The sequence below is a fragment of the Microcoleus sp. S13_B4 genome, from assembly GCF_036700885.1.
Lineage (GTDB): Bacteria > Cyanobacteriota > Cyanobacteriia > Cyanobacteriales > Microcoleaceae > Microcoleus.
In genome coordinates this window covers 25396-40596 of the sequence record NZ_JAUBPU010000014.1, presented here as the reverse complement: position 1 = coordinate 40596, position 15201 = coordinate 25396, and the positions used below count along the sequence as shown (strand labels likewise).

The following is a 15201-nucleotide window of genomic DNA, read 5'->3' as shown; positions in this document are numbered from 1 at the left end:
AAATAGGAGTGACGCGAGTGGCATATATGGTAAGGTGCGTCAGGATCAAATCCTTAATTATCCAGTGATAACGCAACTCTGACGCACCCTACAAATCGATCGCGCGTGTGACACTTTGCAGTAGTCCTGTTAAATATATATTTCGTCGATTATAGCAAGATTTGGTAGCCAATCTATGGGAGTTTCTGCGAGAAGATCAGGTGAGGGAGTTTTTGTGTCTGTTGTGCGGTTGCAGCGAGTGGCAAATTGACAGGAATCGCAAAGATTGGAACTAATTTCTACTTGGGGTAAGAATTCGCCGCCCTCGGTATAGCGCTGTCGCCAGTCGGTTAGCTCCTGCAATAGGTGGGTTAAATCTTTTTTTGTGCGATCGTGTTCTGTTTGGTTGTAATAAAATGTGAGTTTTTGCGGCGGTTCTTCTCCTTGCAATTGTACGAACCAGTATGTCATGGAAACTTGTTCGGGGGAATAATCGCTGGTTTCTACTAAGACGTATAAATAGAGGCGAGTTTGCCAACTTTCGGCTATCCATTTTGACTTTTGAGGGCGGGGATAGGTTTTCCAGTCGAGAATTTGGGCGGCGTTTGGTTCTGCTATTAGCAAGTCATAGATAACGGTGAATAGGTAGTCTTGGAAAATTAGGGTGCGGGGGTGTTCGGCTTGGCGGAAAACTCGATCGCTATTTTCTGAATTGGCGAAAAGTTCGGGTGCGGTGTTGATAAATGCTGCCACACAGCGTCCCAATTCGGGGTCTTGTTGGATGATAAATTCAATGGGAAGTCCGAGTTCTCGCTGCTGCATCAATAGGTGAAAGTGGCTTCCCCAGGTGAGTTTTTCTTTGTGTTCTGGGGATGCGGTGGTGGCGAGTAGTTCGAGGTAGCTGTGTTGGAATTTGCGGGGACATTCTTCGAGGATTTTGAGTTGGGTTTGGGAGAGTCGGAGCATTTTTTTATGATTTTAGATTTTATATTTTTTTGATGGTAAGGGGTATAGATCTTTTTGTAACCGCAGATGTCGCCAGATGGACGGAGATAAATGCAGATAAATTAGGGCGATCGCGTTTTTGGGGGAGAGTACGCGCGGCGTAGCTATCCCGTAGGGAATCGCCCTTTGCTTTCCCAAGTGCGATCGCCCGTTCAGATATCTTCAAAGCTAATTAGCCTTCCCCTAACTCTGAAAACAATAATTCCAAGTCTCGATCGCCCCGCAGCACGCGAGCAATATCAATCCCGTCCGATCTGGGGTAATAAAAAATTAAATAATTCCTAACAATAAATCCGCGCAAGTTGGGGGATAACCTCTCATAGCGTTTGCCCATATTGGGAAATTCGGCGACAAGTTTACATTTTTGACGAATTACATCAAAAAGCTCGCTGGCTGCCCTGGAACTATTGCCAGCAATGTACTCACAAATCTCATTCAAGTCTCGGACGGCTTCATCTGAAAATGTATAACTGTTCATGCCCCTGACTGTTCTCTTCGATCGATCTTTTCTTGAATTTTGGCAAACACAAGTTCTCCATCTGTCACTTGTCCCTTAGCAATTTGTGCAGTTCCCACTGCTATTTTCTGGCGAAGTTCTTCGATGCGTTGTTTTCGTTCTCTTAAAAGTGCGATCGCTTCTCCAATTAGTTCTTCAGCGCTGCCATATTTTCCGCTTTGAATTTCCGCTTGAATAAACTCTTCGTATTCCGGCTTTAAGACAATATTCATTGACTTGCTCCTTTAAATCACAGAAAGGTTACTGCACGATCGTGACATCTTTTGTAGATTAGCTTAGCATAAATATCAACATTCTCAGAGATTGTGGCCGCCCTAGAGTCGAGCTTGAAAAAATTATTGTGAATCGCGTGCGATCGCACTTTTCGCCAACTTCTCTACAACTTCCCAATTTGTTGAGCAAGCCACATCGCCACCGTCCCATTTTCCTCACCCAAAAGTTTTAAACTCTGCGACAGTAAAGCAATTGGCAATCCCTCAAGTGCACCCGAAAAATCCCATTCCCGAGCTCGCAATCCTGGATGAATTGTCAACAACTTGCAGGGGTAATGTCCCCGTGTCTACCCTACTCTTAGAGGGGCAACCACGGGGGTTTGACCCTACTTTTAGTCTGGCTGCAAGTCAAAGACTACGACAAACTTTACTTGAGGCATCAGTTGACGCAGACACAGCAAGTGTCCGTCAGCATCCGATCGACTGCGAAATCGCCCCACAATCGCCCGCTGCATACTGGGCATGAGTTTGGCGATCGCCCAAGGGTAAAGGCGTTTTTGGTACGCGATCGCCCCAGGATTCGCGGAGAATCCCTGTTGATAACCGTTTTGTGGCATGATGGTTTAGTATCCTCTATGGACTACAGGAAAGGGCGTTAGTAAGTCTCTTGGCGGAAATCGACTAACGCCTCTACAACTATGATTAAACACCAAACTTTACTTATCTGTCAATACTTAGCGCTAAATATTGACACTGGCTATATTGAAAGGTTTATTCAGCTATGGATTTGAGAGCCTTGAGAGAACGTGCAGGGCTGACAATCTTAGACGTAGCACGGGAACTAGAATGCGCGGAGTCTTCAATTCGCAACTGGGAAAAAAGCCGAACCTTGCCAAAGATGGAAGTTTGGCAAGTATTCCGAATGCGAGATTTGTATCGATGTAGCGAAGCGGAGTTGGTCCTAGCTGTCAGAAAGTCAATGCCGACGCAAAAGGAAGAACAGACAAAACTGACGGAGTAACAATACTTATGCAGTCTTGAACTGTTTGTTAAAGTAATAGATTTTATTTTTTCAACCGCAGATGCAGGCGGATAAACGCGGATGAAATTGCGATCACCCTGCACATCAACAGTACAAAATCACTCTTTTGTCAACACAAAGACACTTCCTTCATTCCCGCGCCCGATCCGCAAATCCTTATCTAAATAAGTAATATCCAACCATCCCTGCTGTTCGCGACTATCGAACCCGAAATCTACAGCAGCGAACTTTTTACCCGATTCAATCTCATTGATAAACTTGACAGGAGATTCATAGCCAATCAACCTGCTTAAACCGAAAATTGACCGCTCAAACTTCACCTGCACCCGCCGTTCCGAAGTCGCCTCAAATGTCGCAGCCACGCTGACAATTCCTTCTAAGTAAGGCAAGCCGTAAAGTTCGGCAATGTTGTAAATTTTAGATTCTTTGACGCGGATAGATTGATAAATTGAACCCAATTTCACCAAGGGAAAACCGTCAAGATTCAGCAGGGCGCGACTGGTGGTGTACAATAACCGCCAATCTCCATTTAAAAGCTCTCCAGCTTCGACAGGGCGCGTTGTGGGGTTGTAATCTTCCAATTGGGCGATCGCGCTTAAAATCGCTTGTTTGTCGCTGGGAGTCGCCAGCAAACCGCGATTCTTACCAGCAATTATCTCTAATAGTGCAGATTTTCTAAGCATGATTTTTTAAGAAGGAAGGCACGACACGGATTTTGACAGGGATACACTGATTAATTATCGAACTTGAGGCAAAGTCAGACCGCTATTCTCTTTAGTTTCAAGCGAGAGGGACGAAAGTTTGTGGAGACGCGATTTTAATCGCCGAGGACTAAGAACTAATTACTAAGATATCAAATTTCACCAAATAAAGCAGAGTCCGATACAGGTAGGCTAATTCTTGCTCGTTTTTAACGTAGCGTCGGATAACTTCTCCAACGCTGATCGCACCTTCGTGCTTAATTGTATCCAATATCTCCCCCTGAATGCTAACAGATCTTCTCCTATCCTCACCAAAACTGGTAAACCTAATTGTCTGTACCTGCTTTAAAAGTTCTGGTGTGGCGATCGCACCCAGACTCAGCATCATCTCATTGCTTAAACTTCTAGTCGCATAATTACCCAATACCCGAAACGGATCGTCGCCTAGGGGATAAGGTGGCTTCCCAGGTTTTAAAGGTGCTGACTCCGGTGCCGCAAGGCGAATTTCTGCTAATTCCTGCCACAAGTGTTCGTAAGCAGCAATCACTACTTTCCAATCATAAGTTTCCCTCGCCCTTTGTCTCGCATTTTCCCCCATCCGCTTTCTCAACTCGGGGTTTTCAATTAATTGGCACAACGCCAGGGTGCAAGCATCAATGTCAACTGCTGTGGCGAGGGAAGTGTGACCCATGTAAGTCGGCCAATTTAAGCTGCCGTCAAGATAATTTAGGGCTAAATCTAAACAAGATTCCGGCGGCGGGATGAGTGTGGGAATGCGGAAGCCGTCTATTTCGTGGCGTACAGATTCTTTGTATCCGTTCCAATCGGAGACTATGGCCGGCAGTCCGTTCGCCATGGCTTCTATTGGTGTCAGTCCGAAGGATTCTTGAATGTTGTCGGAAAGCGAAATGAAAATGTCGGCCGCCGACCAAATATTTCTTCTAATTTCGGGCTTTCTCCCATCTAAAAAAATAGCATTTACCGAGGGACAAAATATTTGTGCGCTATTTTTAAAGTCGGGTTCTTCTCTCGGATCTTCGATCCAACCGGCTTGAATTAAGTGGATTTTGGCTTTTGTCTGTTGTAATGCCCGTTCTAGGGCGAGGTACATGGGTACCGGATGAGCTTTTGCAGAAAAAGTCAATCGACCGACAAATAACACAACAATATCTTCGGGAGAAATGCCGAGTTCTTGCCGCAGTTGGCGACGACTATTAACTGCTTCCACACCCTGCGGAAACGCGCTGCAATCCACTCCTAGGGGAATAACGGGGAATTTGACCAAAATTTCCGGTTTACCGCCGTTCCGCTGGGCTAAATATTCAGACCACTCCCTCATAACTCCTTCTACTGCTGTTTTCACGGCGGCAGAGGTGCAGATCAGGGCGTCCCAAGGCTGCATGGGTGCGGTGATCAAATCGCCGATCGCCTCCATGATGTATTTTGTACCGATCGTGTGAGTAACGCCGCAAACGCTGTAGGCCCGCTGATCGACAAATCTGCGCGCCCAAACCATCTGCGACAGAACCGGATCGGGTCGGTAAATTGTGCCCGGTTGAGATAGCAAATCCGGTCGTTCCATCGGAATCCAGCGGACTTTCCGAGGTTTTTGCAGCCAAGGTTGGATGTGCGAACAAAACTCCTTAAAGGTTGTTTCGCTATCGGCGCAACAGTAGAGAGAGTCAGCGGTTCCGTGTTGGACTAAGCTTTTGAGAAACCCTTCTCCGGCTGAATGTCGCCCCAGAAGTTTTTGCCCTCCGGTGTGGTAACCCTCTTTGTTGTATAAAATCGCTGCCGTTATATCCATTCTGAGATTTATTGCTTGAGAGTTGACTGAAGAAGCCAGAGGGCATTCGGGCTCAGGCTTTGATGCAAAAACCAGGAGACCGTTGTGAATCAACGCCTTGCCGTTAGCGAAGCTTGCAGAATAGGATCGTCGCGTGTCCCGCGATATCTTAATAGACGATCGTTTAGGATGACTATGCTTACGGCTAAAGAAGGATTGGCAAGAGCGGATTTTAGTGTTATTCTGAGGCCCATGATTGGGGCGATCGCCTTTTCGGTCTCCCATCTTATCCCATCCGGAACCAAACGGAGCTTGTGGTATAATGCTTTAGCCTTGCTAAGTCCCCGATTTGCAAGTGCTTGATCACAGTATCCGTCAGTCACTCAGTCAGCAAGTCAGTCAGCCTAATATTCGCTCTACTCGATCGCGTCTTTGTCTTTAAAAACCAAGAATCATGTACAACCCATCTCTGCGTCAAATACCTCGCCACTTGCCTGCGGATGTAATTCCATTAAAGCAGCAATCTTCTCTTTTAGACTGGTTGGAATCTAACAATCGCCTGTTAGCAAGGGATGTCCAAGAACCCGACTATCTCCACGAAGAAGAAATTTCGGAACTGATGGCAGTTGACGACAGTCCTTACGATGATTTAGAAGAAGAAGTAGAAGATGATGTGAGTGTAGGCGAAGAATAACTGGTAGAAGGGTGAAGAAATCAACCGGAAACAGGGAAGAAAAACTAAGAGATTTCTCAGTCTCCTGTATGCCACCCTATTCCCCAATTTTCAATTGCTTATTCTCAAATAGTGTGTGGTGAGGAGTGTTATGGATAACTTTTTGGATGAGAAAATCCCTTTGAGTATGCCTTTCAAACTTACAGGCAGGAATTTATTCCTGCTGCTGGGTTTGGGGCTCGGCATTGTAGCGATCGGTTTAGATGTAGCAGCGGGTAGACTTTTAAATACGCCTGCATCGCTATTTATGCCACTAGCTGTTTGTGCTGTAGTTGCATCGGGTGTGGGCTGTGTAGTTGTGCCTTTACTCCAGCAACTAAAAGCAGGACAAATAATTCGCGAAGACGGCCCCCAAGCTCATTTAAAAAAGGCGGGAACGCCGACAATGGGAGGCATCTTTTTTGTGCCTGCAGGAGTCGCAGTTGCTTTGCTTTGGTCTAGATTTAACTCAGATGTTGTTGCCGTATCGGCTTTAACTTTAGCTTACGGTTTCATCGGCTGGATAGACGACTGGCAAATTCTGCGCCTTAAGTCGAATAAAGGTATTTCACCTCGGATGAAATTGGCTTTGCAAACAGGTTTTGCAGCTCTATTTTGTCTGTGGTTGATGTTCCGCGAACCAGGTATTTCTACCAGCATTGCTTTGCCTTTCGGTTGGGTATTGCCTTTAGGTTTTCTGTTTTGGCCGCTGGCGGGTTTTGTGCTGGTAGCTGAAAGCAACGCTACTAATATTACTGACGGCGTTGACGGGTTGATGGGAGGTTTGGGGGCGATCGCACTTTTGGGATTGGGCGCATCTGTAGCCTCAACTTCGCCAGAATTAATGCTGTTTTGCGCCTGCACCAGCGGCAGTTGTCTCGGTTTCTTAGCACACAACCGCAATCCAGCCAAGGTGTTTATGGGCGATACAGGTGCTTTAGCTTTAGGCGGTGCTTTGGGTGCGGTAGCTCTATTAACAAATAGCCTTTGGATATTATTAATTATCAGCGGGATTTTCTTTATTGAAACGCTGTCAGTAATTGCTCAAGTAGGTTATTACAAAGCTACAAAAGGGCCTGATGGAATCGGCAAGCGTCTGTTAAGAATGGCTCCACTCCATCATCATCTAGAACTGTGCGGCTGGTTGGAAACTCAGGTTGTGGGCATTTTTTATTTAACAAACGGGGTGTTAGTGTTAATGATTTTGATGTTGACTAGAAACAGTTGAGAAGGGATTGCGTGACGGATTGCACAGGGAATGTAAGAGATATTTTCTACTATTGGAAAGAAACAGGCAAGATGCCTGTTCCACAACTGCATTAAGTTATTGTGGAACAGGCATCTTGCCTGTTTAAGGCTCGGAAGTTATAATTTTGACAATTTATACCCCCAGTTAATGCAAGGGAACTTAGTAAGGCTTTTTAATTATTTGAAGAACCGCGAAGAGGCTTATAGGAGGAAGGAAGAACTACATTTGCTTCTTTATCTTCTTTAGCCTCCTTAGCGCCTTTGCGGTTCGTTTAATCTTACTCAATATTAGTTATGCTATCGTTTACGGTTGTTTGTGAATGACTAAAACGTTTTTACCGGAGGTTTCGGTGGTTGTGCCTGTTTACAACGGCGAGATGGATTTGCCGGAGTTGATCGAGTGCCTGCGATCGCAAACTTATCCGCCACACAGAGTAGAATATCTCTTAGTAGACAACAAAAGTCGCGATCGCACTTCAACCCTCCTCCAAACAGCAGCCTCTAACCCCCCCTTGGTAAGGGGAGGAAGCAATTTCAATCAAATAATCATTCGCCACCTCACCGAAAATCAGATTCAAAGTTCCTACGCCGCCCGCAATCAAGGAATTCGCGCATCCACAGGCGAAATCATTGCATTTACCGATGCAGACTGTCGCCCGGAATCTGACTGGCTGGAAAATTTAGTTAAGCCATTTGTGGACTTAGAAATAGGAATTAGCGCTGGGGAAATACTCGCATTGCCCGGTAAAACTATCTTAGAACAACACGCCGATCGCCAAAATACTTTATCTCAAAAACATACTCTCACTCACCCTTTTTGTCCCTACGGTCAAACTGCCAACTTAGCTGTACGGAGGCTAGTTTTACAACAAATAGGATTATTTCGCCCTTACCTCACCAGTGGCGGCGATGCTGACTTGTGTTGGCGGATTTTGCGAGAAACATCCTATAAAATGTATTTTGCCGAAAATGCGATAGTCCTACACCGCCACCGTTCTACAATAAAACAGTTGCAAAGTCAATGGTATCGGTACGGCGAATCTAATAAATATTTGCACGAACTCTATGGTGTCGATTTGATGCGAGAATTGACAGCACAAGAATATTTTTATCGGCTGGCTAGATGGCTGTTAAAGGAATTTCCGGTTGCGGCTGCCAAAAGTGCGTTAGCGAAGCCCTCGAAGAGGATGGGCCGAGCGGATCTGGTAGATTTGTTTAGTACGCCGATCGGTCTAGTGAATGTTAGGGCAAGGGCGATGGGACAGCGCCAAGCCAAACTTCCCGAATCAGCTTGGGACATTGAGCGATTTTAATATTTTACAACATAAGCCTTTCACGGGCGGGCACTCCGGCCCAACCCCTATTCCCCACAAAAAAAATTGAATTTTTGTGGAACAGGCATCTTGCCTGTTCATCAAAAGGGCGCAAGATGTGAAATCGACAAAGATTCGTTTGTCTACAATCGGCGCCTATAAATACCTATAAGTGCAGTTTATTGGTGCATATAGATATGCTAAATCAGAAATATGAAAATTTAATGCAATACTTAATATAAAATTAATAAGTCGATTCTGATGCGCTCGGTTTGACGACGGGAAGGAACTCAGAGGCAAACCCCAAAATTTTCTTTACTTCTGCCTTGTGGCTTTTGAGTGCTGTCGTCAGCGCGATCGGATTTATTCTCAGAATTTTAAATTTTTGTAACCTTTACAGGTAATGCCAATGGCTCAAATCTTACTCCAGACGGTTTGGTTTATACCTTGCTATCCACTCATCGGCGGAGTTCTGTCGATACTGTGGTTTCCGGCAGTTACCCGTCGCACCGGGCCAAGACCATCCGGTTATGTGAACGCCATATTAACGTTGTTCGCTTTCCTACACGGCGTCATCGCCCTCACAGCTATCTGGAACCAACCGGCACAACATCAGTTAATTCCCTGGCTGAATGTAGCAGGTTTAGATTTAACCATTCCCGTAGAAATCTCTGCTGTCACCGTCGGCGCGACAGTTTTGATTACCGGACTGAACTTGCTAGCGCAGATTTATGCTTTCGGTTACATGGAAATGGACTGGGGCTGGGCTCGGTTGTTTTCCTTGATGGGGCTGTTTGAAGCGGGGATGTGCGGCTTGGTACTGTGCAATTCCCTGTTCTTCAGCTACATGATTTTGGAAGTTCTGACTTTGGGCACTTACCTGCTAGTCGGGCTGTGGTTCAATCAGTCTTTGGTGGTGACAGGAGCCCGCGATGCTTTTTTAACAAAGCGCGTGGGTGACTTATTCCTGCTGATGGGAGTAGTCGCAATTCTGCCTTTGGCTGGAACTTGGAACTTTGACGAATTGGCCGTTTGGGCTCAGACTGCAAAGCTTGACCCTACTGTAGCGACACTGCTGACTTTAGCTTTGATTGCCGGCCCGATGGGTAAGTGTGCTCAGTTTCCCTTGCACCTGTGGCTGGATGAGGCGATGGAAGGCCCGCTGCCGGCGACGATTTTGCGGAACACCGTAGTTGTCGAAACTGGTGCTTGGATATTGATTAAGTTGCAGCCGGTGATTGCTTTGTCGCCGATTGGGATGACGGCAACTATTGCTGTGGGTGCTGCGACAGCGGTGGGTGCTTCATTAATTGCGATCGCCCAAATCGACATCAAGCGCACGCTTTCTTATATAGTCAGCGCTTACATGGGCTTAGTATTTATCGCCGTCGGCACCGGACAAGCCCAAACAGCCCTGACATTGATATTTGCCTACACCTTGGCAATGGGTTTGCTGGTGATGAGCATAGGTTCGGTAGTTTGGAACAGCATCACTCAGGATGTCCGAGCTCTCGGCGGTTTGTGGGGAAAGCGGCCGATATCGGCCATATCGTTTATTGTCGGTAGCGCTGGATTGGTGGGACTGCCGCCCTTCGGCTGCTTCTGGGCTTTAGAAGACTTCACATCCGGGCTTTGGGAAGCTCACCCTTTCTTGTTAGGAATAGTGCTGTTTGTAAACGGCGTCACTGCTTTTGGGTTGGTGCGCGTCTTCGGTTTAGTTTTTGGCGGCAAACCAAAGCAAATGACCGAACGCTCGCCGGAAGTTCACTGGCCTTTTATCTTGCCGATGACTGTTTTAATGGGCTTTACTTTGCACGTTCCCCACTTGCTGGCTGCGTGGCATTTATTGCCTGGGGCAAGCTTGAATTATACCGCAAGTGGACTGCTAGTTTTGTCAACGGCGATCGGCATCGGTGCCGGAGCATTTGTTTACCTGAACGACAAATGGGAAAAACCGGTGCGAATTGGTTCTCAAGCTTTGCAAGACTTTTTTGCCTACGACTTTTACACTGCCCAACTTTACCGGGTGACAGTGATATTTGCAGTCGGTCTAGTTGCTCAAGTTATCTCGTGGGTCGATCGCAATATTGTTGACGGATTCGTGAACTTAATCGGTTTTGCAACGGTTTTCGGCGGGCAAAGCCTCAAATACAACGTTAACGGTCAAACTCAGTTTTACGCCTTGACAATTCTGTGCGGAGTGGCACTTTTGGGACTGCTCATAAGCTGGCCACTCCTAGCTCGCCTGTCGCTGATTGTAGGCGGGTAAAAATATCTAAAATTTAAGATTTTAGGTCACCGTTTTAATCTAAAATCTTAAAAATATGAAGTCTTGAACAAAGATTTCCAACTCGTTCAAATAAGGCAGCATAGATGAACTCAAAGAACAGACAATTCAATCTTTCTCGGCGCAATTCCCTCAAATTTGTCGCAGGTGCTATTGGTACAGGGATACTCGCAGCACGAGCAGGCGCTGAGTTGGCTGCACCCGAACCAGTAATTGCTCAAAATGACTCAACTCCCGATGCAGCTCTGCAAAAGTTAATCGACGGAAACAAACGGTTTGTTGAGAGCAAACGCCAAAATCCCCACCAAGACTTTGGGCGCCTCACCGAAGTGGCCAAAACTCAAAAACCCTTTGCTTGTATTCTCGGCTGTGCAGATTCCCGCTTTCCTTCGGAAATTATCTTCGATCAAGGATTTGGAGATTTATTTGTCTGTCGCGTGGCCGGAAATTTGGCTACCCCAGAAGAAATTGGCAGCCTGGAATTTGGCACGCTGGTACTAGGAGCAAAAGTGCTTATCGTAGTCGGGCATGAAAGATGCGGTGCGGTAACCGCAACCATCAAAGGAGATCAAGTTCCCGGTCAAATTAGCAGTTTGATCGACGCCATTAAGCCGGCTGTAGAAAGCTCGAAAAACCAACCGGGCGATCGTCTAGAAAATGCCATCAAAGCGAATGTTATACTGCAAGCTAAGAGGTTGAAAGAGTCTCCAGTTATCTCTAAGTTAATTGAAGAGAAGAAACTGAAAGTTGTTGGTGGATACTACGATTTAGACACGGGGACAGTCACTATTCTTCCTGAGTCGTGAGGCAATTTGGGAGTGATAATTTGAGAAAAGTTAACATCTAAACTCTCAAATTCAGGATCAAAGCCCCAGGCATAGGACGATCGACTTGTAGGGTGCGTCATACTGAGTTATAGACGGATTAGCGAGGGCTTGGGGCTCGGACGCACCTTACCACCTGTGTCCTTTGCGTCCAGGACGGAAATTATCACACACAAAAACCAGAAAAATTGATTCTTTACTCTTTACTCTTTACTCTTGACACATTATGCTTAGTGCCTTGCTCTGGTTGCCCGCGTTGGGCGCTGCGGTAGTCGGGTTCCTGCCCGGAAATATCAATGGGATGCGCCTGCGTTCCATAGCCTCGGCTTTTGCTTCTGCTATTTTCATTGTGAATATCTGGCTGTTGACTCAATTCGATACAGCCAATTCGGGACTGCAATTTCAAGAATATTTGCCTTGGATTCCACAATTAGGTTTGAGCTACAACTTGGGTATTGACGGCTTGTCCTTGCCACTGCTGGTTTTAAGTGCTTTGCTGACGCTATTAGTCATTTACGGCACTGGGGAAAATATGGAGCGCTCCCAGCTTTACTACGCATTGATTTTGCTAATCAATGCTGGTATTGCCGGAGCTTTGATGTCTCAAAATTTGCTGCTGTTTGTACTGTTTTACGAAGTAGAATTAATTCCTTTTTACCTGTTGATTGCGATTTGGGGCGGAAAGCAGCGGGAATACGCTGCCATGAAGTTTTTGATCTACACGGCAGTTTCGGGACTTTTAGTGCTGGCAGCATTTTTGGGTGTGGCTTGGCTGAGCGGTTCTTTAAATTTCGATTACAGTGCGATTACCACTCAAGAATTGCCATTGAGAACGCAATTAATCCTGCTAACAATTCTGCTAATTGGGTTGGGAATTAAAATTCCGTTGGTGCCCCTGCACACTTGGCTACCGGATGCTTACGTCGAAGCTTCGCCAGCAACAGCCATTTTGCTGGGAGGGATTCTGGCTAAGTTGGGAACTTACGGTTTAGTGCGGTTTGGGTTGCAGATGTTTCCCGAAACTTGGTCGATTATAGCTCCCGGTTTAGCGATTATCGGGACGGTGAGCGTGATGTACGGGGCTTTGAGCGCGATCGCCCAAAAAGACATCAAGCGCATGGTAGCCTATAGTTCGATCGGGCATATGGGCTACATCCTCGTTGCCTGCGCCGCAGGTACCAAGCTGGCATTAATCGGCGCTGTGGGGCAAATGGTAAGCCACGGCTTAATTTTAGCTTTGCTGTTTTATTTGGTAGGCATCATCGAAACCAAAGTTGGCACGCGGGATTTGGACGTGCTCAACGGTTTGATGAACCCGATGCGGGGTTTACCCACTGCCAGTTCCCTGTTAGTTTTGGGCGGCATGGCAAGCGCCGGAATTCCCGGTTTAGTGGGTTTTATCGCCGAATTTTTAGTATTTCAGGGGAGTTTTTCAATCTTTCCAATTCCAACTTTAATCTGCATTTTAGCCTCCGGGTTAACAGCAGTTTACTTTGTAATTCTGCTCAACCGCACCTGTTTTGGCAAGTTGGACAATGCCACGGCTTACTACCCTCCAGTTACGTTTGCTGAAAATATGCCGGCGCTGGTTTTGGCGGGCATCATTTTTGTGTTGGGAATTCAACCTGCTTGGCTGCTCAAGTGGAGCGAATCTACTACAAATGCGATCGTTGCTACTCTGCCGGCGGACAGAAATACCCAAGTTGCTATTAGCTATCCCCTAGAACACTCGGCGATTGAAATCGCGTCTACACAAACGAAGTCCGCCAGGGAATGAATTCCCTGTCTAATAGCGAAAGTCCTCGCTATGAGGACTAATAAGTTTTCTAGTCCTCATACGAGGACTTTAGCTTTGAGGCAGGCGTTGAAACCCCTGCCGGACTTCTGGACTATCGGTTTTACGTTAAGTTCTCACCAATAGACAGAGCCTGGAAGTAGATAAATCTTAAATTTCACTCAATCCAAGGAAGAAACAATGGTACAAACTCCTAGTAAACCAGCAACTAAACTACCTCCTTCCAAACACGAATTTGCCGAAGTAATTCACAGGCTGGAAGCTGGCGGCGCGATGATTCCAGATACGCCTGAAAATCTGATGCAAATCATCGCTATTTGGAAAGCTTACGCAGTGCCGATGGATTTCTACTGGCGGGATTTGCTTTACATCGCCGAACGGGTATTTTTACACCCGCTTCCTTTCTTTAAATACTTTTTACCTCAAGAGTATTTAGATTTACAAAATCACTATGCAGGCGACGGTGCAGATTTGCGGATCTGGTGCGGGACTGGAAGTGTTCACCCGGAACTTTTGGAGTTCATGGAGAAGGGTGAAACTGGGAAAATGCCGCGGCTGTTTCACCATTTGTGGCACGATCGCATTAACATGGAATTTGCCGAAGAGTGCATGAGGGCAATGCTTTGGCACCGGGGCTTGTACGTGCCGACCAATCAATTCGATCCTTATTTGGACAGTGACGAATATAAGGCTAATGCCGATCGGGCAATTAAAGCTTACTTCAAAAAAGACCCGTTCATGCTGGCACTGCACAAAGCATTTCCAGAAATGTTTTTAGAACAGTGCCGCCAAATGTCTTATTACAGCAATCTCGGTTTATTCTGGGAAGTCATGGCCCCGGTGTTTTTTGAGGTTTCCGACTTGTACGACGAAGGGAAAATTACCACAGTCCCGCAGGCGATGGATTTCATAGTAAATGGCATATTTGCGATCGCCGGACGCCCGATTTACCACCACGTTTACATCGACGGCGAAACCTACGAAATCATCCCGAAATCTAAAGGTTTCACTTGGCTTTATGAAGCAGCGTTACCTTACGTGGAAGCTGTATTTTACCGCACTTCGCCATTCCGAGGCACCAAATCTTACAACGCTCAAGCTAAGGAAGTTCCTGACGACCAAAAAGACTTCCACTTCGGAGTTTTGTATGCAGACAAATTCCCGGTAGGTACGGCGGGGATTCCGCCGACTTTGCTAGCACAAGATATGCTGCATTTCCTGCCACCTTATTTGATGGATTTCTACAAACAGCGCTGTCGCGGCGAAGATGATATCCTCAATCAAATTGGGGTGACATTTCAGCGATCGATGTACTGCGTTACTTCGGCGGTGATTCAAGCTTTGCGGACTGCTCTTTTGTATCCTTTAGATGACCCTAATCCAAAGCATTTGAAGGCAAATCGAGCTTTCTTTGAGTCTCAGATCGATCGCTTCTGTCGCCCGGAATACGGCATGAAATATGCTGCGAAGTTGAAGAACATTCAGACTTCCGATTATAGGTAAAGGATGTTTGCGGGAGACATCTTACCTGAAAATTCCGCCAGTCCGTTAGTCCGCCAGGGGTTGAAACCCCTGGCTCAAAGCTGCGAGTCGGTTGAAACCGACTGGGAAAAATCAGAGCTTTTTTAAACCGTTTCAAAAGTCCTATAATATTAAGCCAGTTGGCATCGTAATTATTCATCTCTCTCTCTTCTTTTCCTCTAATTTCCCTGCGTTCTCTGCGGTTATATCATTTCCGATACAACCGGAAATGATATAACCAATAACAAATAACCAATAA

The 15201-nt window shown here is 46.2% G+C and carries 15 protein-coding genes; 8 read left to right on the top strand and 7 right to left on the bottom strand.

Annotated features, from left to right (window positions below):
* Positions 1-129 precede the first annotated feature (129 nt).
* The 5 genes from QT994_RS10985 to QT994_RS10965 all read right to left on the bottom strand — a co-directional run bounded on the left by QT994_RS10985 (position 130) and on the right by QT994_RS10965 (position 2330).
* Positions 130-945, bottom strand: a complete 816-nt coding sequence (locus QT994_RS10985; protein ID WP_333174367.1) for a PD-(D/E)XK nuclease family protein — start codon at positions 943-945, stop codon at positions 130-132.
* 211 nt (positions 946-1156) lie between these two features.
* On the bottom strand, positions 1157-1462 hold the full coding sequence (locus QT994_RS10980) for a type II toxin-antitoxin system RelE/ParE family toxin (RefSeq protein WP_333174366.1): 306 nt from the start codon (positions 1460-1462) through the stop codon (positions 1157-1159).
* Positions 1459-1713, bottom strand: a complete 255-nt coding sequence (locus QT994_RS10975) for a type II toxin-antitoxin system ParD family antitoxin (protein ID WP_333155264.1) — start codon at positions 1711-1713, stop codon at positions 1459-1461. Before QT994_RS10975 ends, QT994_RS10980 begins: the two co-directional genes overlap by 4 nt.
* A gap of 164 nt (positions 1714-1877) precedes the next feature.
* Positions 1878-2033 (bottom strand): hypothetical protein, encoded by a 156-nt coding sequence (locus QT994_RS10970; protein WP_333174363.1) that lies wholly within the window; start codon positions 2031-2033, stop codon positions 1878-1880.
* Positions 2034-2105: 72 nt separating this feature from the next.
* Complete coding sequence (locus tag QT994_RS10965) at positions 2106-2330, bottom strand: hypothetical protein (protein ID WP_333174360.1); 225 nt, start codon at positions 2328-2330, stop codon at positions 2106-2108.
* Between the two features lie 164 nt (positions 2331-2494).
* Here QT994_RS10965 and QT994_RS10960 point away from each other — a divergent pair, with 164 nt between their 5' ends.
* A complete protein-coding gene (locus tag QT994_RS10960; RefSeq protein ID WP_333174357.1) occupies positions 2495-2734 on the top strand; it encodes a helix-turn-helix transcriptional regulator in 240 nt (79 codons plus the stop codon).
* 119 nt (positions 2735-2853) lie between these two features.
* On the opposite strand, the gene QT994_RS10955 is transcribed toward QT994_RS10960, so the two are convergent.
* Positions 2854-3438, bottom strand: coding sequence for a PAP/fibrillin family protein (locus tag QT994_RS10955; RefSeq protein WP_333174355.1), 585 nt, complete (start codon positions 3436-3438; stop codon positions 2854-2856).
* 148 nt (positions 3439-3586) lie between these two features.
* On the bottom strand, positions 3587-5263 hold the full coding sequence (locus QT994_RS10950; protein WP_333174352.1) for a glycosyltransferase family 4 protein: 1677 nt from the start codon (positions 5261-5263) through the stop codon (positions 3587-3589).
* A 433-nt stretch (positions 5264-5696) separates the two neighbouring features.
* Here QT994_RS10950 and QT994_RS10945 point away from each other — a divergent pair, with 433 nt between their 5' ends.
* From QT994_RS10945 to QT994_RS10915, 7 genes are all read left to right on the top strand, one after another.
* A complete protein-coding gene (locus QT994_RS10945) occupies positions 5697-5936 on the top strand; it encodes a DUF3134 domain-containing protein (RefSeq protein WP_333044030.1) in 240 nt (79 codons plus the stop codon).
* 130 nt (positions 5937-6066) lie between these two features.
* On the top strand, positions 6067-7182 hold the full coding sequence (mraY, locus tag QT994_RS10940) for a phospho-N-acetylmuramoyl-pentapeptide-transferase (RefSeq protein WP_333044029.1): 1116 nt from the start codon (positions 6067-6069) through the stop codon (positions 7180-7182).
* A gap of 340 nt (positions 7183-7522) precedes the next feature.
* Positions 7523-8515: a glycosyltransferase gene (locus QT994_RS10935; protein ID WP_333174349.1), complete on the top strand. Its 993-nt coding sequence runs from the start codon at positions 7523-7525 to the stop codon at positions 8513-8515.
* Positions 8516-8924: 409 nt separating this feature from the next.
* Entirely contained in the window at positions 8925-10784 is a 1860-nt protein-coding gene (locus QT994_RS10930) for an NAD(P)H-quinone oxidoreductase subunit F (protein WP_333174346.1), read from the top strand.
* A gap of 104 nt (positions 10785-10888) precedes the next feature.
* Positions 10889-11608: a carbonic anhydrase gene (locus QT994_RS10925; protein WP_333174343.1), complete on the top strand. Its 720-nt coding sequence runs from the start codon at positions 10889-10891 to the stop codon at positions 11606-11608.
* Positions 11609-11852: 244 nt separating this feature from the next.
* Positions 11853-13403 carry an NADH-quinone oxidoreductase subunit M gene (locus QT994_RS10920; protein ID WP_333174341.1) on the top strand — a complete coding sequence of 517 codons (1551 nt, stop codon included), beginning with the start codon at positions 11853-11855 and terminating at the stop codon, positions 13401-13403.
* A 198-nt stretch (positions 13404-13601) separates the two neighbouring features.
* Positions 13602-14924, top strand: coding sequence for a CO2 hydration protein (locus QT994_RS10915; protein WP_333174340.1), 1323 nt, complete (start codon positions 13602-13604; stop codon positions 14922-14924).
* Positions 14925-15201: the final 277 nt, after the last annotated feature.

Excerpts from the sequence above, each read along its gene's own strand:
- QT994_RS10985 (WP_333174367.1), bottom strand. The coding sequence starts at position 945 with ATGCTCCGACTCTCCCAAACCCAACTCAAAATCCTCGAAGAATGTCCC.
- QT994_RS10980 (WP_333174366.1), bottom strand. The coding sequence starts at position 1,462 with ATGAACAGTTATACATTTTCAGATGAAGCCGTCCGAGACTTGAATGAG.
- QT994_RS10975 (WP_333155264.1), bottom strand. The coding sequence starts at position 1,713 with ATGAATATTGTCTTAAAGCCGGAATACGAAGAGTTTATTCAAGCGGAA.
- QT994_RS10965 (WP_333174360.1), bottom strand. The coding sequence starts at position 2,330 with ATGCCACAAAACGGTTATCAACAGGGATTCTCCGCGAATCCTGGGGCG.
- QT994_RS10960 (WP_333174357.1), top strand. The coding sequence starts at position 2,495 with ATGGATTTGAGAGCCTTGAGAGAACGTGCAGGGCTGACAATCTTAGAC.
- QT994_RS10955 (WP_333174355.1), bottom strand. The coding sequence starts at position 3,438 with ATGCTTAGAAAATCTGCACTATTAGAGATAATTGCTGGTAAGAATCGC.
- QT994_RS10950 (WP_333174352.1), bottom strand. The coding sequence starts at position 5,263 with ATGGATATAACGGCAGCGATTTTATACAACAAAGAGGGTTACCACACC.
- QT994_RS10945 (WP_333044030.1), top strand. The coding sequence starts at position 5,697 with ATGTACAACCCATCTCTGCGTCAAATACCTCGCCACTTGCCTGCGGAT.
- mraY (WP_333044029.1), top strand. The coding sequence starts at position 6,067 with ATGGATAACTTTTTGGATGAGAAAATCCCTTTGAGTATGCCTTTCAAA.
- QT994_RS10935 (WP_333174349.1), top strand. The coding sequence starts at position 7,523 with ATGACTAAAACGTTTTTACCGGAGGTTTCGGTGGTTGTGCCTGTTTAC.
- QT994_RS10930 (WP_333174346.1), top strand. The coding sequence starts at position 8,925 with ATGGCTCAAATCTTACTCCAGACGGTTTGGTTTATACCTTGCTATCCA.
- QT994_RS10925 (WP_333174343.1), top strand. The coding sequence starts at position 10,889 with ATGAACTCAAAGAACAGACAATTCAATCTTTCTCGGCGCAATTCCCTC.
- QT994_RS10920 (WP_333174341.1), top strand. The coding sequence starts at position 11,853 with ATGCTTAGTGCCTTGCTCTGGTTGCCCGCGTTGGGCGCTGCGGTAGTC.
- QT994_RS10915 (WP_333174340.1), top strand. The coding sequence starts at position 13,602 with ATGGTACAAACTCCTAGTAAACCAGCAACTAAACTACCTCCTTCCAAA.